At 69.5% G+C, this 17,522-nt stretch carries 18 protein-coding genes; 14 read left to right on the top strand and 4 right to left on the bottom strand.

The features are described from left to right. Positions 1–13 precede the first annotated feature (13 nt). The 4 genes from FOZ74_RS10930 to FOZ74_RS10945 all read left to right on the top strand — a co-directional run bounded on the left by FOZ74_RS10930 (position 14) and on the right by FOZ74_RS10945 (position 4,498). Positions 14–1,438, top strand: coding sequence for a short-chain fatty acyl-CoA regulator family protein (locus FOZ74_RS10930; RefSeq protein WP_146913098.1), 1,425 nt, complete (start codon positions 14–16; stop codon positions 1,436–1,438). 121 nt (positions 1,439–1,559) lie between these two features. Beyond that, positions 1,560–2,267: a CoA transferase subunit A gene (locus tag FOZ74_RS10935; protein WP_146913099.1), complete on the top strand. Its 708-nt coding sequence runs from the start codon at positions 1,560–1,562 to the stop codon at positions 2,265–2,267. A 1-nt stretch (position 2,268) separates the two neighbouring features. Next, a complete protein-coding gene (locus tag FOZ74_RS10940; protein ID WP_146913100.1) occupies positions 2,269–2,907 on the top strand; it encodes a 3-oxoacid CoA-transferase subunit B in 639 nt (212 codons plus the stop codon). 109 nt (positions 2,908–3,016) lie between these two features. Then, positions 3,017–4,498: an AMP nucleosidase gene (locus FOZ74_RS10945; protein WP_146913101.1), complete on the top strand. Its 1,482-nt coding sequence runs from the start codon at positions 3,017–3,019 to the stop codon at positions 4,496–4,498. Between the two features lie 100 nt (positions 4,499–4,598). Here the strand turns inward: FOZ74_RS10945 and FOZ74_RS10950 are convergent, their stop codons facing one another. Beyond that, positions 4,599–6,179, bottom strand: coding sequence for a GMC family oxidoreductase (locus FOZ74_RS10950; RefSeq protein WP_146913102.1), 1,581 nt, complete (start codon positions 6,177–6,179; stop codon positions 4,599–4,601). A 99-nt stretch (positions 6,180–6,278) separates the two neighbouring features. On the opposite strand from FOZ74_RS10950, the gene FOZ74_RS10955 reads away from it, so the two are divergent. The 5 genes from FOZ74_RS10955 (at position 6,279) to FOZ74_RS10975 (ending at position 9,894) form a co-directional block, all read left to right on the top strand. Next, complete coding sequence (locus FOZ74_RS10955) at positions 6,279–7,127, top strand: 3-hydroxybutyryl-CoA dehydrogenase (protein WP_146913103.1); 849 nt, start codon at positions 6,279–6,281, stop codon at positions 7,125–7,127. A gap of 272 nt (positions 7,128–7,399) precedes the next feature. Continuing rightward, entirely contained in the window at positions 7,400–7,864 is a 465-nt protein-coding gene (locus tag FOZ74_RS10960) for a MarR family winged helix-turn-helix transcriptional regulator (RefSeq protein WP_146913104.1), read from the top strand. Between the two features lie 54 nt (positions 7,865–7,918). Further along, positions 7,919–8,338 carry an organic hydroperoxide resistance protein gene (locus FOZ74_RS10965; protein ID WP_146913105.1) on the top strand — a complete coding sequence of 140 codons (420 nt, stop codon included), beginning with the start codon at positions 7,919–7,921 and terminating at the stop codon, positions 8,336–8,338. Positions 8,339–8,417: 79 nt separating this feature from the next. Further along, positions 8,418–8,876, top strand: coding sequence for a hemerythrin domain-containing protein (locus FOZ74_RS10970; protein WP_146913106.1), 459 nt, complete (start codon positions 8,418–8,420; stop codon positions 8,874–8,876). Further along, the gene (locus FOZ74_RS10975; protein WP_146913107.1) at positions 8,869–9,894 is read left to right on the top strand and encodes a serine/threonine protein kinase; all 1,026 of its coding nucleotides are present in this window, start codon (positions 8,869–8,871) and stop codon (positions 9,892–9,894) included. The genes FOZ74_RS10970 and FOZ74_RS10975 overlap by 8 nt, the downstream gene beginning before the upstream one ends. A gap of 28 nt (positions 9,895–9,922) precedes the next feature. Here the strand turns inward: FOZ74_RS10975 and FOZ74_RS10980 are convergent, their stop codons facing one another. Then, positions 9,923–11,713 carry a glutamine--tRNA ligase/YqeY domain fusion protein gene (locus tag FOZ74_RS10980; protein WP_146913108.1) on the bottom strand — a complete coding sequence of 597 codons (1,791 nt, stop codon included), beginning with the start codon at positions 11,711–11,713 and terminating at the stop codon, positions 9,923–9,925. A 162-nt stretch (positions 11,714–11,875) separates the two neighbouring features. Here FOZ74_RS10980 and FOZ74_RS10985 point away from each other — a divergent pair, with 162 nt between their 5' ends. From FOZ74_RS10985 to FOZ74_RS10995, 3 genes are read left to right on the top strand one after another with little or no spacing between them, the layout of a single operon-like run. Then, on the top strand, positions 11,876–12,217 hold the full coding sequence (locus FOZ74_RS10985) for a hypothetical protein (protein WP_146913109.1): 342 nt from the start codon (positions 11,876–11,878) through the stop codon (positions 12,215–12,217). A 60-nt stretch (positions 12,218–12,277) separates the two neighbouring features. Further along, the gene (aroQ, locus tag FOZ74_RS10990; protein WP_146913110.1) at positions 12,278–12,724 is read left to right on the top strand and encodes a type II 3-dehydroquinate dehydratase; all 447 of its coding nucleotides are present in this window, start codon (positions 12,278–12,280) and stop codon (positions 12,722–12,724) included. After that, entirely contained in the window at positions 12,718–13,584 is an 867-nt protein-coding gene (locus tag FOZ74_RS10995; protein ID WP_146913111.1) for an alpha/beta fold hydrolase, read from the top strand. The genes aroQ and FOZ74_RS10995 overlap by 7 nt, the downstream gene beginning before the upstream one ends. 161 nt (positions 13,585–13,745) lie before the next feature. Here FOZ74_RS10995 and FOZ74_RS11000 read toward each other — a convergent pair whose 3' ends face one another. Then, positions 13,746–14,624, bottom strand: a complete 879-nt coding sequence (locus FOZ74_RS11000) for a DMT family transporter (protein ID WP_146913112.1) — start codon at positions 14,622–14,624, stop codon at positions 13,746–13,748. A 34-nt stretch (positions 14,625–14,658) separates the two neighbouring features. On the opposite strand from FOZ74_RS11000, the gene arfB reads away from it, so the two are divergent. Continuing rightward, a complete protein-coding gene (arfB, locus tag FOZ74_RS11005; protein ID WP_146913113.1) occupies positions 14,659–15,063 on the top strand; it encodes an alternative ribosome rescue aminoacyl-tRNA hydrolase ArfB in 405 nt (134 codons plus the stop codon). Between the two features lie 61 nt (positions 15,064–15,124). Here arfB and fnr read toward each other — a convergent pair whose 3' ends face one another. Continuing rightward, the gene (gene fnr / locus FOZ74_RS11010; RefSeq protein ID WP_146913114.1) at positions 15,125–15,847 is read right to left on the bottom strand and encodes a fumarate/nitrate reduction transcriptional regulator Fnr; all 723 of its coding nucleotides are present in this window, start codon (positions 15,845–15,847) and stop codon (positions 15,125–15,127) included. A 143-nt stretch (positions 15,848–15,990) separates the two neighbouring features. On the opposite strand from fnr, the gene hemN reads away from it, so the two are divergent. After that, positions 15,991–17,376 carry an oxygen-independent coproporphyrinogen III oxidase gene (gene hemN / locus FOZ74_RS11015; protein WP_146913115.1) on the top strand — a complete coding sequence of 462 codons (1,386 nt, stop codon included), beginning with the start codon at positions 15,991–15,993 and terminating at the stop codon, positions 17,374–17,376. The last annotated feature ends 146 nt before the right edge of the window (positions 17,377–17,522 follow it).

Below are 17,522 nucleotides of genomic sequence, written 5' to 3' on the forward strand. Positions count from 1 at the left end.
CGGCGAGGCAGCGATGAAGAAGACCTTCATGGGCGTGCGCCTGCGCCGTCTGCGCGGTGAGCGCGGCCTGACGCAGGTGGCCATGGCGCAGTTGCTCGGCCTGTCGCCCAGCTACCTGAACCAGCTGGAACAGAACCAGCGGCCGCTGACGGTGGCGGTGCTGCTGAAGATCCACAGTGCGCTGGGCGTGGACGTGCAGCAGTTCTCGGAAGATGAAGAAGAGCGCCTGGCCGCCGCGATGCGCGAGGCGCTGGTGGATGCGGCCGCGCCCGTCTCCCTGCCTGAACTGCGCGAGGTGGCCGCGCACATGCCCGAGCTGGGCCGCGCGCTGGTGGGCCTGCACCAGCGCACGCTGCAGGCGCAGGCGCAGCTGGAGGCGATGGCGCTGCGCCTGGGGGACGACCGTGGCGGCACGCCGGTGGCGCGCGCCATGCCGTTCGAGGTGGTGCGTGATTTCTTCTTCGAGCACCGCAACTACTTCGACGAAGTCGACCGGCGCGCCGAAGCCCTGGCCAGCGAGGCCGGCGTCGGCACCGATCTGCTGGCGCCGTGGCTGGTGCGGCGGCTGCAGGCGCGCCACGGCGTGCAGGTGGAGCAGGCGCAGGAGGGCGAGGACAAGCGCGCCTACGATCCCGCGCGGCGCCTGCTGCGGCTGGCGCCGGGGCTGGCGGCGGCGCAGCAGGTGTTTCAGCTGGCCACGCAACTGGCGCTGATCGAGCACGCGCCGCTGCTCGATGCGCTGACCGAAGCGCCGCCGCTGCGGGAGGACGCGGCCTCGCGCCGCTTGGCGCGCATTGGCCTGGCCAACTATTTTGCCGGGGCGCTGCTGCTGCCCTACGCGCCCTTTCTGGCGGCGGCCGAGCGCCTGCGCCATGACATCGACCTGCTGGGCCAGCAGTTCGGCGTGGGCTTCGAGACCGTGTGCCATCGCCTCTCCACCCTGCAGCGGCCGGGCGCGCCGGGGGTACCGTTTTTCTTCATCCGCGTGGACCGGGCGGGCAACATCAGCAAGCGCCAGTCGGCCACGCACTTTCACTTCAGCCGCACCGGCGGCACCTGCCCACTGTGGAAGGTATACGAAGCCTTTGCCCAGCCGGGGCGCATCCTCACGCAGCTGGCGCGCATGCCCGACGGGCGCGCCTACCTGTGGATCGCGCGCACCGTCACCAGCCACCGCGGCGGCTGGGGCACGCCGGCGCGCACCTTCTCCATCGGCCTGGGCTGCGACGTGCGCCATGCGCCGCGCCTGGTGTATTCCAGCGGTCTTAACCTGCGCGACCCCGAGGCGCCCACGCCCATAGGCATGGGCTGCAAGGTGTGCGAGCGCGCCAACTGCCCGCAGCGCGCCTTTCCCTACATCGGCCGCCCGCTGGAGGTGGACGAGAACCGCAGCCGCTTCGTCCCTTATGGCGGCGCAGCAAGGCCCGGCGCGGCCTGAGTGCGGCTGGGCCCGGCTCAGGGATAACCCCGCCGCGGCCGTGTTGACACTGATTGTGCGGCGCAACAAAATCGCCTGCGTAGTATCGTAAAACGTTCAATACCGATTCAGGAGAAGACTCGTGAACAAGATTTATCCCTCCGCCGCAGAGGCGCTCAAGGGGATCGTGCACGATGGCCAGATGATCGCCGTGGGCGGCTTCGGCCTGTGTGGCATCCCGGAGGCGCTGATCGAAGCCTTGTGCGCCGCCGGGGTGAAGAACCTCACCGCGGTGTCCAACAACGCGGGCATCGACGGCGTGGGGCTGGGCAAGCTGCTCAACACGCGCCAGATCAAGAAGATGATCAGCTCCTACGTGGGCGAGAACAAGGAATTCGAGCGCCAGTACCTGGCGGGCGAGCTGGAGCTGGAGTTCACCCCCCAGGGCACGCTGGCCGAGAAGCTGCGCGCCGGCGGCGCCGGCATTCCGGCCTTCTTCACCCGCACGGGCGTGGGCACCATCGTCGCCGAAGGCAAGGAAACGCGCGAGTTCGACGGCCACACCTACCTGATGGAGCGCTCGCTGCTGCCCGACGTGTCGCTGGTGCATGCGGCCGTGGCCGACACCACCGGCAACCTGCGCTTCAACCTGACGGCGCGCAACTTCAACCCGGCCGTGGCCATGGCCGGCAAGATCTGCGTCGTCGAGGTGGAAAAGATCGTGCAGCCGGGCGAGCTCGCGCCCGACGACATCCATCTGCCGGGCATCTACGTGCACCGCATCGTACTCAACGCCCACCCGACCAAGCAGATCGAAAAACGCACCATCACCGAGAAAGCAGGAGCCTGACATGCCGTGGACCAAGGAACAGATGGCGGCGCGCGCCGCGCAGGAGTTGCAGGACGGGTTCTACGTGAACCTGGGCATAGGCATCCCCACGCTGGTGGCCAACTACACCGGCGACAAGGAGGTCTGGCTGCAATCGGAAAACGGGCTGCTGGGCATCGGCCCCTTCCCGACCGAGGACCAGGTCGATGCCGACCTGATCAACGCCGGCAAGCAGACCGTGACCACGCTGCCCGGCTCGGCCATCTTCGGCAGCCACGACAGCTTCGCGATGATCCGCGGCGGCAAGATCAACCTGGCCATCCTCGGTGCGATGCAGGTCAGCGAGAAGGGCGACCTGGCCAACTGGATGATCCCGGGCAAGATGGTCAAGGGCATGGGCGGCGCCATGGACCTGGTGGGAGGTGTTCCGAAGGTCATCGTGCTGATGGAGCACGTGGCGCGCAAGAAGGACGGCAGCACCGACCTGAAGATCCTGCCGCAGTGCACGCTGCCGCTCACGGGCGTGGGCGTGGTGCACGAGATCATCACCGACCTGGGCGTGATGGAAGTCACGTCCCAGGGCCTGAAGCTCAAGGAACTGGCGCCCGACGTGAGCTTTGACGAGATCCAGTCCAAGACCGGCGTCAAGCTGCTGCAGTAGCGCGTGGACGGCGCTGCGCCATGCAACCGGGCCCTGTGCCCGGTTTTTTTTTGTCTGCGGCCATGCCGCCCGCCTGCGCGGTGCGGCCTGCGCCACGGACAATAGCGCCATGCCTTTGACACCCGAATACATCGCCCCTACCCGCCACCGTGACGCTGCCGCGGCGCTGGCCCACATCCAGCAGATCTACCAGCGCCAGACCAGCCACCTGCGCGAGGCCATGCAGCGCTTCGTCGCCGGGGACACGCCCGGCCAGCCGGTGCGCGCCTGCTACCCCTATGTGCGCCTGCGCACCGACACCGTGGCGCGCGCGCCCTCGCGCCTGGCCTTCGGCTTCGTGCAGGGGCCGGGGCACTACGAGACCACGCTGACCCGCCCGGACCTGTTCGCCCACTACTACCTGGAGCAGCTCTCGCTGCTGCAGCACAACCACGGCGTGGAGCTGGAGGTGGGCACCAGCAACCAGCCGATACCGGTGTATTTCGCGCTCGATGCGGACGACGCGCTGGAAGGCTCGCTCGACCAGCAGCGGCGCCTGCTGCTGCGCGACCTGTTCGATCTGCCCGACCTCAACGCCATGGACGACGGCATTGCCAACGGCACCTGGCGCCCGCGCGCGGGCGAGCCGCAGCCGCTCTCGCTGTTCACCGCGCCGCGCGTGGACTATTCGCTGCAGCGCCTGCGCCACTACACCGGCACGCGCCCCGAGTGGTTCCAGAACTTCGTGCTGTTCACCAACTACCAGTTCTACATCGACGAGTTCGTGCGCCTGGGCCGCGCGCAGATGCAAGACCCCGCCAGCCGCTACGAGGCCTTCGTCGAGCCGGGCAACGTGCTCACGCGCCGCATGGGTCTGGCGGCGCAGCCGGCCGACGCGCAGGGCGCGCTGCCCGAGCGCCTGCCGCAGATGCCCGCCTACCACCTGGTGCGCGAAGGCCATGGCGGCATCACCATGGTGAACATCGGCGTTGGGCCGGCCAACGCCAAGACCATCACCGACCACGTGGCCGTGCTGCGACCGCACGCCTGGCTGATGCTGGGCCACTGCGCCGGGCTCAGAACCAGCCAGCAGCTGGGCGACTACGTGCTGGCCCACGCCTACGTGCGCGAGGACCACGTGCTCGACGAAGAGCTGCCGCTGTGGGTGCCGCTGCCGGCGCTGGCGGAAATCCAGGTCGCGCTGCAGCAGGCGGTGGCCGACGTGGCGCAGATGCCCGAAGACCAGCTCAAGCGCATCATGCGCACCGGCACCGTGGCCAGCACCGACAACCGCAACTGGGAGCTGCTGCCCGACAACACCCCGCAGCGGCGCTTCAGCCAGAGCCGCGCGGTCGCGCTGGACATGGAGAGCGCCACCATCGCGGCCAACGGCTTTCGCTTTCGCGTGCCCTACGGCACGCTCCTGTGCGTCTCCGACAAGCCGCTGCACGGCGAGATCAAGCTGCCCGGCATGGCCAACCACTTCTACCGCGAGCGCGTACAGCAGCACCTCTTGATCGGCATGCGCGCCATCGAGCTCTTGCAGGCCGGCGGCGCGGCGCGCCTGCACAGCCGCAAGCTGCGCAGCTTCGCCGAAGTCGCATTCCAGTAAAAAATTCCTGAAAGCATAGCTGCCAGCGCTTGCTGGGCAGGCGTCAGGGCCGGATTTGTTGCTGATTTTTGCGTTTCGGCAGCAGGCAGCCGCCGGCGCTTCACGCAGCCTCTTTCATCCACGCCGCAGCGCGCTCGGCAATCATCAGGGTGGGCGCGTTGGTGTTGCCGCTGACCACGCTGGGCATGACGGAAGCGTCCACCACGCGCAGCCGCTCGATGCCGTGCACGCGCAGGCGGCTGTCCACCACGTCCATCGCGCCGCTGCCCATGCGGCAGCTCCCCACCGGGTGGTAGATGGTGTCCGCATGCTGGCGGATGAAGGCCTGGATCTCGGCGTCGCTGCGCACCCCCGCCGAGGTTTCGCGCGCGCCGCGCCCGGTCAGCGCCGGCTGGCTCAGCAGCTCGCGCATGCGCTTGAAGCCGGCCACCAGGCGGCGCAGGTCGTCGGGCTCCTGCAGGAAGGCCGGATCGATCAGCGGGGCGGCCAGCGGATTGCTGCTGGCCAGGCGCACGCTGCCGCGGCTGCGCGGGCGCAGCACGCAGACATGGCAGGAAAAGCCGTGGCCGGGCACCGCGGTGCGACCGTGGTTCACCAGCTTGCCGACGACGAAGTGCAGTTGCAGGTCGGGCCGCGGCTCGCCCGGCTCGCTCCTGATGAAGCCGCCGGCCTCGGCGAAGTTGGTGGTCAGCGGACCGCGGCGCTCGCGCCGCCAGCGCCGGATGTCGCCCACGGTGCGCCAGGCCCCGGCGGGCGACAGGCCGAAGAGCTCGCGCGCGCCCGGCACGTCCCAGACCTGCACCACGTCCGGGTGGTCGTGCAGGTGCGCGCCCACGCCGGGCAGGTCCAGGGCCACGGGCAGGCCATGCTCGCGCAGGTGCGCGCCCGGCCCTATGCCCGAGAGCATCAGCAGCTGCGGGGACTGGAACGCACCGGCGCTCAGGACGACCTCGCGCTCGGCGTGCAGCGTCCTTTCCTGCCCGCCATGGCGGTAGGCCACGCCCACGGCGCGCTGGCCCTGCAGCAGCACGCGCGTGGCATGGGCGCCGGTGATCACGTGCAGGTTGGGCCGCTGCCGGTGGGGCGCGAGGTAGGCCTTGGCGGCGGAAAAGCGCTCGCCCGCCTTGTGCGTGACCTGGTACAGCCCCACACCCTCCTGGCTGGCGCCATTGAAGTCCGGGTTGTGCGCATGGCCCGCCTGCACGCCCGCCTGCACGAAGGCGTGCGCATAGGGGTTGGGGTCGCACAGGTCCATCACGTGCAGCGGCCCGCCCGTGCCGTGCCAGGCGTCGGCGCCGCGCAGGTTGTCTTCGCCGCGCCTGAAGACCGGCAGCACTTCGTCCCAGCCCCAGCCGGCATTGCCCTCGGCGGCCCAGGCGTCGTAGTCCTCGGGCGCGCCGCGCATGTAGATCATGGCGTTGACCGAGCTCGAACCGCCCAGCACCTTGCCGCGCGGCTGGTAGCCGCGCCGTCCTCCCAGCCCGGCCTGCGGCACCGTCTGAAAGCCCCAGTTGGCCGAGCCCAGCCGGGCCAGCAGGGCCAGGCCCGCGGGGCAGTGCAGCAGCACGCTCTTGTCCACCGGGCCGGCTTCGAGCAGCGTGACCTGCACGCCGGGGTCTTCGCTCAATCGGGCGGCCAGCACGCAGCCGGCCGAGCCGGCGCCCACGATCACATAGTCCATGCAGAGTTCTCCTGTCGTCTGTCTCGCCCGCAGCCTGGAGGGTCGCGGCGCACCGCTAATATCGGCCGATTGCGGGTTTTGCACCATCAGGAGAACACTATGCACATCCACACCGTCGGCGTCGTGGGCGCGGGCACCATGGGCAACGGCATCGCGCAGGCTTGCGCGGTCTCGGGCATCGAGGTCGTCATGATCGACATCGCCCAGGGCGCGGTGGACAAGGGCCTGGCCACCGTCGCCAAAAGCCTGGAGCGGCTGCTGGCCAAGGAAAAGATCACCGAGGCGGACAAGGCCGCGGCGCTGGCGCGCATCAAAGGTTCGACCCGTTACGAGGACCTCCAGAGCGCCCAACTGGTGATCGAGGCGGCGACCGAGAACCACGAGCTCAAGAACAAGATCCTGGGGCAGCTCGACGCCCTGCTGGCGCCCGAGGTCATCATCGCCACCAACACCTCGTCGATCTCGATCACCCAGCTGGCAGCCGCCACCGGGCGCGCGGACCGCTTCGTCGGCATGCACTTCTTCAACCCTGTGCCCATGATGGCGCTGGTGGAGATCATCCGCGGCCTGCAGACCTCGGACGCCACGCACGACGCGGTCAAGGCGCTGGCCGAACGCCTGGGCAAGACGCCGATCACCGTGAAGAACGCGCCCGGCTTCGTGGTCAACCGCATCCTCGTGCCCATGATCAACGAAGCCTTCTTCGTGCTGGCCGAAGGCCTGGCCACGCCCGAGGACATCGACGCCGGCATGAAGCTCGGCTGCAACCAGCCGATAGGCCCGCTGGCGCTGGCCGACATGGTGGGCCTGGACGTGTGCCTTGCGGTGATGGAGGTCTATCTCAAGGAATTCGGCGACAGCAAGTACCGTCCCTGCCCGCTGCTCAAGGAATACGTGGCCGCCGGGCGCCTGGGGCGCAAGAGCGGGCAGGGCGTGTACCGGTACTGAGGGCACGGGGCGGCGCCGGGGCGGACCGGCGGGTCCCGCCAGCGGCCGCGATCCGGACAGCGGGGTTGCCGCGTAGCCGCGTAGCCGCGCTGTGACGGCCGGGCGGTCCCATCCGGGCCATTGCCCATTTTTGGCCATCGAGGCGGCCTGAGAGGGCTGCCTGGCATGCGCCGGAGGCTCTCTTTCCAGGAGCATCTTGCACCGTCTGAGGTACGTTTGCCCTGCCGCTTATTCAATTGTACACAATTCAATTGTGAGCAACAATACGCCCCATGCCCGCCACCGAAGCCGCCGCCAGGCCCTGCAGTCCGCCGCTGCTGCAGCTGGACAACCAGCTGTGTTTTGCGCTGTATTCGACCTCGCTGGCGGTGACCCGGCTGTACAAGCCGCTGCTCGACGCCCTCGGCCTGACCTATCCGCAGTACCTCGTGATGCTGGTGCTGTGGGAGCAGGACGCCAGGGCCGTCTCCGAGCTCGGCGAGCGCCTGTTCCTCGATTCCGGCACGCTGACCCCCTTGCTCAAGCGCCTGGAGGCCGCCGGCCTCGTGGCGCGTCAGCGCGACGCGCGCGACGAGCGGCGCGTGCGCGTCTCGCTCACGCCGCAGGGCCGCGCACTGCAGGCCAGCGCCGAGCGCGTGCCCGCCTGCATGCTGCGCGCCAGCCAATCCACCCTGGCTGAGCTGCAGGCGCTCACGCGCCAGCTGCAGGGCTTGCGCGCCCGGCTCGGCCAGGCCTGAAGCCCATCGGTTCCACCCCGCCCGCACAGGGCACCTCGCAAAGGAGAAAGCACCATGACCAAGCTCGACAAAGTCCTCTACACCGCCCGCGCCCACACCACCGGCGGGCGCGACGGCGCAGCCCGTTCCGACGACGGGCGTCTGGACGTGCAGATGTCCTCGCCCGGCTCCTCGGCGAGCGGCACCAACCCCGAGCAGCTGTTTGCCGCCGGCTATTCGGCCTGCTTCATCGGCGCGCTCAAGGCCGTGGGCGAAAAGCAGAAAACCGCCATTCCCGCGGACGTGGCGGTGGATGCCGAGGTGGACCTCGGGCCCATCCCCGGGGGCTACGGCATCGCCGTGCGCATGCAGATACACCTGCCGGGCATGGAGCGCAGCCAGGCCGAGTCCCTGGTTGCCGCCGCGCACAAGGTCTGCCCCTACTCCAATGCGACGCGGGGCAACATCGACGTGACGCTCACGGTCGCCGAATGAGCGCTGTCCTGCCGCGCATGCTGCACAAGCAGGAGCGCAAGGCGCTTGCCTGTAAAGCCTTGCAGGCCCTTTGGACCGCATGACGCCGGGCATCGATCCCGCCAGCCATTTCGTGCGCCAGCATGCGCGGCTGGACGCGCTGCTGCAGGCGCATCTGCTGGAGCTGATCGGCGGCGATTTCGCGCGTGCCGGGGAAACGTTCGCACGCTGGCGCAGCGCGCTTGCCGCGCACATCGCGATTGAAGAGCGCGAGCTGCTGCCGCATCTGCCCGCCCGGGCGCGCTGGGCGGCCAAGGTGTACGTCGCCGAGCATGAGCGCATCGCGCTGCTGGCGCAGGAGCATGCAGCGCGTCTGGCGCAGGTGCTGGCCAGCCCGCCCGGGGAGGGCGCGCCGCAGCGCCGCGCGGCGCTGTGGCTGATCGACGCCGCGCATCCGCTGCGCCACGTGCTGGAACACCACCACCAGCGCGAGGAGGGCACGCTGGCGCTGGAGCTGGCGCAGGAGCTGCAGGCGCGGGCGTGGGGCGCGCATGGCTGAAGCCGGCGCCCACGCCTACGCGGCGCTCACGCCCGACGTGGTGCTCGACGCGCTGGCCGCCTGCGGCCTGCAGGGCGATGGGCGCCTGATGGCGCTCGGTTCCTACGAGAACCGCGTCTACCAGGTCGGCCTGGACGATGGCAGCCGCGTGGTCGCCAAGTTCTACCGCCCGGGGCGCTGGAGCGCCGCGCAGATAGGCGAGGAGCACGCCTTCGCCGGGGAGCTCGCCGCGGCCGAAGTGCCCATGGTCGCGCCGCTGGCGCTGGCCGGGCAGACCCTGCACCAGCATGCGGGCTTCGCCTTTTCGGTCAGCCCCTGGCGCGGCGGGCGCATGCCGGAGCTCGACGACTTCGAGGTGCTCGAATGGCTGGGCCGCTTCATCGCCCGGCTGCACCTGGTGGGCGAGCGCCGGCCCTTCACGCAGCGCCCGCGACTGGACCTTCAGAGCTTCGCCCTGGAGCCGCGCGACTGGCTGCTGGCGCACGAGGCCGTCGCGCCCGAGGTGCGCGGTGCATGGCGCGAGGTGGTCGAAGAAGCTATTGAAGAGATAGCTGCTGGCGCAGGCGGTACGGGTGTTGCAGCCAGATTTGGCTTGCAAGATGCGCAGTTGCTGCGGGTGCATGGCGACTGCCACCCCGGCAATGTGCTCTGGACGCCGGTGGAGGAGGCCGAGGGCGGCCCGCACTTCGTGGACCTGGACGACGCGCGCATGGGCCCGGCGGTGCAGGACCTGTGGATGCTGCTCTCGGGCGAGCGGCGCCAGCGCACGCTGCAGCTGTCGGCGCTGCTCGACGGCTACGAGCAGGTGCGCGCCTTCGACCGGCGCGAGCTGGCGCTGATCGAGCCGCTGCGCACCCTGCGCCTGATCCACTACAGCGCCTGGCTGGCGCGGCGCTGGGGCGACCCGACCTTCCCCATCCACTTTCCGTGGTTCGGCTCGGGCGACTACTGGCGCGGCCAGGTGGCGCTGCTGCGCGAGCAGGTGCAGGCCCTGCGCGAGCCGCCGCTGATGGCCTGACGCGTGCGCGGCGCCGGGCCGCCGCGCCTCACTTGCCCCAGGAGTCCTTGAGCGCAGTGATGCGGTTGAACACCAGCCGCCCCGCCGCGTGGTCCTGGCGGTCGGCCACGAAGTAGCCGTGGCGCTCGAACTGGAACTTGTCGTCGGGCCGGGCCGCAGCCAGCGAAGGCTCGACCCAGGCCCTCACGGTCTTGAGGCTGTCGGGGTTCAGCAGCGCCAGGTAGTCCTTGCCGCCCGCGTCGGGCTGCGGGTCGGTGAACAGCCGGTCGTACAGGCGCACCTCGGCAGCCAGGCCGTCGTGCACGCCCACCCAGGTGATGGCCGCCCTGGCCTTGACGCTGTCGGCGCCGGGCGTGCCGCTCTTGGTATCGGCCAGGACCACGGCGTGCACTTCGGTCACGGCGCCGGTGGCGTCGCGGGCAGCACCGGTGCATTCGATCACGTAGCCGCCCTTGAGGCGCACCCGGTTGCCCACGAACAGGCGCTTGTAGCCCTTGGGTGGTGCTTCGGCGAAGTCTTCGCGCTCGATCCACGCTTCGCGCCCGAGCAGGAAGCGGCGCACGGGCGGCGCCGCGCCTTCGGTGGCGTGGGGCAGGGCGGGCAGCTCGCAGGGCTCGAGGTGGCCGGCGCCCATCACCTCGTCCCAGTTGGTCAGCACCAGTTTGAGCGGCTCCAGCACCGCCATCGCGCGGGGCGCTTGCGCCTCCAGGTCCTCGCGCAGGCAGCCGTCCAGCGTCGCGTAGTCGATCCAGGCGTAGTCCTTGGTCACGCCGATGCGCTCGCAGAACGCGCGGATGGAGGCGGGCGTGTAGCCGCGCCGGCGCAGCCCGACGATGGTGGGCATGCGCGGGTCGTCCCAGCCGCTGACGGTGCCGCTGTCCACCAGGTGCTTGAGCTTGCGCTTGCTGGTGAGCACGTAGGTCAGGTTCAGCCGTGCGAACTCGTACTGGCGCGGCTGGGGCCGGGCGATCAGGCCGCCGTCGGCCAGATGGTCGAGCAGCCAGTCGTAGAACGGGCGCTGGTCCTCGAACTCCAGCGTGCAGATGCTGTGGGTGATGCACTCGAGCGCGTCCTCGATCGGGTGCGCGAAGGTGTACATCGGGTAGATGCACCACCGGTTGCCGGTGGCGTGGTGCTCCGCATGCTTGATGCGGTAGATGGCCGGGTCGCGCAGGTTGATGTTGGGCGAGGCCATGTCGATCTTGGCGCGCAGGACCATCGCGCCATCGGCATGCAGGCCGGCGCGCATCTCGTGAAAGCGCCGCAGGTTCTCTACCGGGCTGCGCTCGCGAAACGGGCTGTTCACGCCGGGTTTGCCAAAGTCGCCGCGGCTTGCGCGCATCTCTTCGGCCGTCTGTTCGTCCACGTAGGCAAGCCCGGCTTCGATCAGGTATTCGGCCGCCCGGTACATGAAGTCGAAATAGCTGCTGGCCCAGTACAGGTTCTCCCGGCCGTTGGTGTCGCGCCAGTCGAAGCCCAGCCAGCGCACCGCGTCGATGATGCCGTCGACGTACTCCTGCTCTTCCTTCTCGGGGTTGGTGTCGTCAAAACGCAGGTGGCAGACCCCGCCATAGTTGCGCGCAAGGCCGAAGTTCAGGCAGATGCTCTTGGCGTGGCCCACATGCAGGTAACCATTGGGTTCCGGCGGAAAGCGCGTGCGGATGCGCGCCGTGTCCACCGCGCCGCCCGCCTGGTGCGCGGCATCGCCCGGGCTGCCGGCCCAGCGCTTTTGCGCGTGCGTGCCCTGGGCCAGGTCGGCCTCGATGATCTGGCGCAGGAAGTTCGTGGGTGGCGGGACAGGTTGGGCGGACGTACTCATGGCCGTGATTTTAGGCGGCGGGCATGCGCCGCCATTTACCTTCTGACACGCGGAGCACAACGTTCGGACACAAGAAAAACACCTTCCTGTGCCATCCTGAGGCTTCCCTCGTGCGTTGGTTGCACGTCTAGCGGCATGGGCCGCGTTTTCAAGGAGCAAACAATGTTGGTTCGTCGTTCCTGGTTTTCGGCCATTGCCTCGGCGGGCCTGGTCTTCACGCTGGTGCTGGCTGCGGGCAGCGCCCAGGCGCGCAGTGACGTGAGCTGGTCGGTGGGCATAGGCGTGCCTGGCGTGGTGGTCGGCGCTTCCAACGCGGGCGTGGGCTATTACGCGCCGGCGCCGGTGTACTACACGCCGCCGCCCGTCTACCGCGTACCCGCGCCGGTGTATTACGCACCGCCGCCGGTGGTCTATGCGCCGCCGGTGTACTACGCCCCGCGCCCGCACTGGCGCGGCCACCATCGGGGCTGGGAGCACCGCGGCCATCGGCGCGACCGGCGCTGAGGCGCGTTGCGGGCGGGGCGGGCCGCATAATCGCGGCTCTGTCGCCCCGCGTCCGCCGCCATGCCGCAACTCGTCTACGTTCTCAACGGTCCCAACCTGAATCTGCTCGGCACGCGCGAGCCCGAGGTCTATGGCGCGCAGACCCTGGCCGACGTGCAGCAGCTGTGCCGCCAAGCCTGCGAGCGCCACGGCCTGGAGCTGGTATTTCGCCAGAGCAACCATGAGGGCGCGCTGGTGGACAGCATCCACGAAGCCGGACGCGAGCATGCGGCCGGACGGCTGGCCGGCGTGGTGCTCAACGCCGGGGCCTACACCCACACCAGCGTGGCGCTGCCCGACGCCATCAAGGGCACCGGGGTGGCGTTGATCGAGCTGCACATCAGCAACGTCTTCGCACGCGAGGCCTTTCGCCACCATTCCTGGATTTCGCCGGTCGCGCGCGGTCTCATTTGCGGGCTGGGGGTGCAGGGCTACGCTCTGGCCATAGATGCCATCGCCCGGTGGTAGGGCAGCCCGAGGCGGTGGTGCGCCTGCAGGCGCAGGCGCGCTGCGTGCGCAGCCCGCTGGCGGGCTCGGGCGGCGCCATCGTCTGGCACGTCTGGGCCGATCGCCGGGGCGGCCATGCCCCGCTGGTGCTGCTGCATGGCGGCAGCGGCAGCTGGACGCACTGGCTGCGCAATATCGAAGCCTTGGCGTCCAGCGGGCGCGAGGTCTGGGCGGTGGACCTTCCGGGCTTCGGCGATTCGGCCGCGGTGCCCGGCGCGCAGGACGTGGATGCACTGCTGCCCGCGCTGCTGGCCTCGCTGCGCAGCGTGGTTCCGGGCGCGCCCTGCGATCTGGTGGGCTTTTCTTTCGGGGCCATGGCGGCCGGGTTGCTGCAGGCCGCCCGGCCCGGGCTGGCCCGCAGCCTGGTGCTGGTGGGCGCGCCCGGCATGACGACGACGCGGCCGAACCGCGTGGACCTGCGTGGCTGGCGCCATCTGCCGGAGCTGTCCGCACAGCTGGCGGTGCACCGGCACAACCTCGCGGCCATGATGTTTGCCGATGCGGCGCGCATCGACGAGGCGGCGCTGCAGCTGCACGCGCGCAATGCCGAGCGCGACCGCCTGACGCGCCGGCGTCTGTCCAATACCGACATCCTTGCGCGTGCGCTGGAGCGGGTCGCCTGCCCGGTGCATGCCATCTATGGCGAGCACGACGCGCTCTACCGCGGGCGCTTTGCCGAGCTGCGCGCGGCCTGGGCCGCCAGCGCCCGCGATTTTCGCGGCCTGCACCTGCTGGAGGGCGTCGGGCACTGGGCGCCCTATGAGCAGGCGCCGGCCTTCAACCAGCTGCTGCTGCAGCTGCTGGACGCGCCTGCGCCCTGAGGCGACGCTGAACAAGTCCCTCGCGCGCCGCGCATCCCGGCTTGCTGCGGTCTGCGGCGTTGCAAATCCTCGCGATAGCTACGGCTGTCGCTGCGGTTTGCGCCTTGCAGCCCATCCCCAGGCTGGGCGCGCGCCATCGCGGGAACTTGTTCAGCGTCGCCCTAATCGCGCCTGAGCAGCACCGCGCCGATGGCGACGACCACGCAGACCATGGCCGCGAGGTCTTGCCAGTGCGGCCATTCACCGATCACGAAGGGTGCGCTCAGGATGCCGACCATGGGCACGGCCATCACGCTCATCGCGCTGGTGGTGGGCGGCAGCACGCGCACCAGCGCAAACCAGATCACCTGGGCCAGCCCGTAGTTGATGAACACGCTCCACACCAGGCTGGCCCAGACCGGGGCGCTGAAATGCCACTGCTGCGGCGGCTCCAGCCAGATGGCCAGCGGCCACAGCGCCAGGGAGGCCAGCACCATCATCCAGACCACCAGGGTTTCGGCCGGCATGCTCAGGTGGGCGCGGCGCATCCAGATGGTGCCCAGCGCCCAGCTGAAGGCCGCGCCCTGCATCCAGGCGATGCCGGCCGGACGCCCGGCAATCTGGGCCAGCTCGTTCCACAGCAGCAGCGTGATGCCCGCCAGGACCGCCAGCACGCCCACCAGCAGCCGTCCGGTGAGCTTTTCGCGGTAGAACAGCACCGACAGCAGCACCGTCCAGACCGGCATGGTGAAGCCCAGCGTGGCCGCGCGTCCCGCAGGCAGTTGCGCCACGCCGATGATGGACAGGGCGTGCCAGCCCAGAATGTTGGGCAGCCCCAGCACCACCACCGCGCGCCATTCGGCCCAGCCGTGCGGCAGCAGGCGCAGGCCGCGCGAGCGAAAATACAGCGCCAGCACCAGCGCGCCGCCGAACATGGTCAACGCGCGAAAATGCAGGGGCCCCATCTCGCGCAGCGTCACCTTCATGACCGGCCAGTTGATGCCCCAGGCAAGCACCAGCAGGACGAGGCCGACCGTTTGTCGGCGCGAGAGCAGGGACATTGGGGGCAATCGGCGAGGGCTAGAAGGGGCGGGGATGGTAACCACGGCAGCGCTGCTCGAGCGCGAGGCGCAGATCACCGCGATCCGCGCGCAGGGCGCGGGCGGGCAGAACGTGAACAAGGTCTCGAGCGCGGTGCACCTGCGCTTTGACGTGGCCGCCTCCGCCCTGCCCGCCGAGCTCAAGCAGCGCATCCTGGCGTTGTCCGACGCCCGCGTCACCACCGAGGGCCAGGTGCTCATCAAGGCGCAGCGCTACCGCACGCAGCAGGCCAACCGGCGCGACGCGCTGGCGCGCCTGCGGGAGCTGGTGGAGCAGGCGGCGCGCCCCGTCCTGCCACGCAAGGCGACGCGGCCCACGCGCGCCTCGCGGGAGCGGCGCCTGCAGGCCAAGCGCCTGCGCGGGGCCGTGAAAGCCTTGCGCGGCCAGCCCCGAGATTGAGAATGAAATCCGGCTGAAACGCCCGCCCATCCAGCGCATCAAGCTATGTAAAACAGAGTTCTCAACGCCGGCTTCCGGCGCTGTCCACGATGGTCTGCAGGCCGGCGCCGTCCAGAATGCGCACCTGGCGGTGCTTGACCTCGATCAGCCCCTCGTCGGCAAAGCGCGAGAAGGTGCGGCTCACCGTCTCCAGCGTCAGCCCCAGGTAGCTGCCGATTTCCTCGCGCGTCATGCGCAGCACCAGCTCGGCCTCGGAGAAGCCGCGCACGTGCAGGCGCTGCAGCAGATTCATCAGGAAGGAGGCGACGCGCTCTTCGGCGCGCATGCTGCCCAGCAGCAGCATCACGCCATGGTCGCGCACGATCTCGCGGCTCATGATCTTGTGCACATGGGTCTGCAGCGCCGGCACCTCGCGCGACAGCGACTCGATGCGGTCGTAGGGCATTTCGCAGACCTCGGCGTCTTCCAGCGCCAGCGCGTCGCAGGTGTGCTCGTCCGAGACGATGCCGTCGAGCCCCATGATCTCGCCGGCCATCTGAAAGCCCGTGACCTGCTCGCGCCCGTCGCTGGCGGTCACGCGCGTCTTGAAGAAGCCCGAGCGGATCGCGTACAGCGCGCTGAAACGGTCGCCGCGCGAATACAGCGGCTTGCCGCGCTTGACGCGCCGGCGCGTGGTCACCAGCGTATCGAGGCGCTCCATGTCGGCCGCGCTGATGTCCACGGGCATGCACAGTTCGCGCAGGCTGCAGCGCGAACAGGCGATCTGGAGGGCGCGGTGGGGCATGGCTGGCTTGTCCTCTGGGGCAGGGATGGGTGATTCTAGGATGGCCCGCCCCGATTCCTTGATGGCGATCAAAGACAGCGGCAGCAGCGACGGCGACAGTTCTGCGTTTGCATCGGATGGCCGCATTGCCATTCAGGACTGCCATGCCCACGATTACCCCAGAGCTCATCTCCCGCTTCGACGTGCCGGGGCCGCGCTACACCTCCTACCCGACGGCCGACCGCTTCGTCGAAGCCTTCGGCGAAGAAGACTACCGCCATGCGCTCGCCCAGCGCCAGCTCGGCACGAGCCTGGCGGCGCAGCCGCTGTCGCTGTACGTGCACTTGCCGTTCTGCGAATCGCTGTGCTACTACTGCGCCTGCAACAAGATCATCACCAAGCACCACGAGCGCGCCGCGCCCTATCTTGCCTACGTCGAGCGCGAGCTCGACCTGCACGTCAAGCACCTGGGCGGGCCCGGCCAGAGCGTGAGCCAGCTGCACTTTGGCGGCGGCACGCCCACCTTCCTGAACGACGAGGAACTGGCCGACCTGATGGCCATGCTGCGCAAGCGCTTTGCCTTTGCGCCCAAGGGTGAATACTCGATAGAGATAGACCCGCGCACCATCAGCGCCGAACGCCTGCAGGTGATCCGCGAGCTGGGCTTCAACCGCCTGAGCTTCGGCGTGCAGGACTTCGACCCCGAGGTGCAGAAGGCGGTGCACCGCGTGCAGCCGGCCGAGCAGGTGTTCGAGCTGGTCGCGGCCGCGCGGCGCATCGGCTTTGATTCCATCAACGCCGACCTGATCTACGGCCTGCCCAAGCAGACGCCCGAATCGTTCGCGCGCACCATCGCGCAGATGGCCGAGCTGCGGCCCGACCGCATCGCGCTCTACGCCTACGCCCACCTGCCCGCGCGCGTGAAGTCGCAGCGCCACATCAAGACCGCCGACATTCCGGTGGCCAATCACAAGGTGGCCATGCTGTCGCACTCGATAGCGGCCTTCGAGGAGGTGGGCTACGTCTACATCGGCATGGACCATTTCGCGCTCCCGGACGACTCGCTCGCCGTGGCCAAGCGCCAGGGGCGGCTGCACCGCAACTTCCAGGGCTACAGCACCCAGCCCGACTGCGACCTGATCTCGCTGGGCATCTCGGCCATAGGCAAGGTCGGCGCCACCTACAGCCAGAACGCCAAGGACCTGCTGCAATACCAGGACATGCTCGACCACGGGCACCTGCCCATCGTGCGCGGCGTGGCCCTGAGCCATGACGACGTGTTGCGCCGCGCCGTCATCAACGCGCTGATGTGCCAGGGCCGCGTGCAGTTCGAGTCGGTGGAGGCGGCGCACCTGATCGACTTTCGCGCCACCTTCGCCAGCGAGCTCGCGCGTCTGCGCGCCATGCACGACGACGGCCTGGTGCATCTGAGCGCCAACGCCATCGACGTCACCCCCATGGGCTGGTTCTTCGTGCGCGGCATCGCCATGGTGTTCGACAAGTACCTGCAGGCGCGCGAGAGCCGCGCGCAGTATTCCAAGATCCTCTGACGCGGCGTCGCCTTCCAGGGTGGCAACTGCATGCAATGCCCCGGGCCTGCGCTGCAATGCAAGGCCGAATGACGCCGCCACCGCGGCCGGCGCGACGTGCGGGGGCCTTCGTATACAGTGGCGGCTGCCCGGGTGATCGACGGAGT

Origin of the sequence: Comamonas flocculans, assembly GCF_007954405.1 — a bacterium.
Classification (GTDB): Bacteria; Pseudomonadota; Gammaproteobacteria; order Burkholderiales; family Burkholderiaceae_C; genus Comamonas_C; species Comamonas_C flocculans.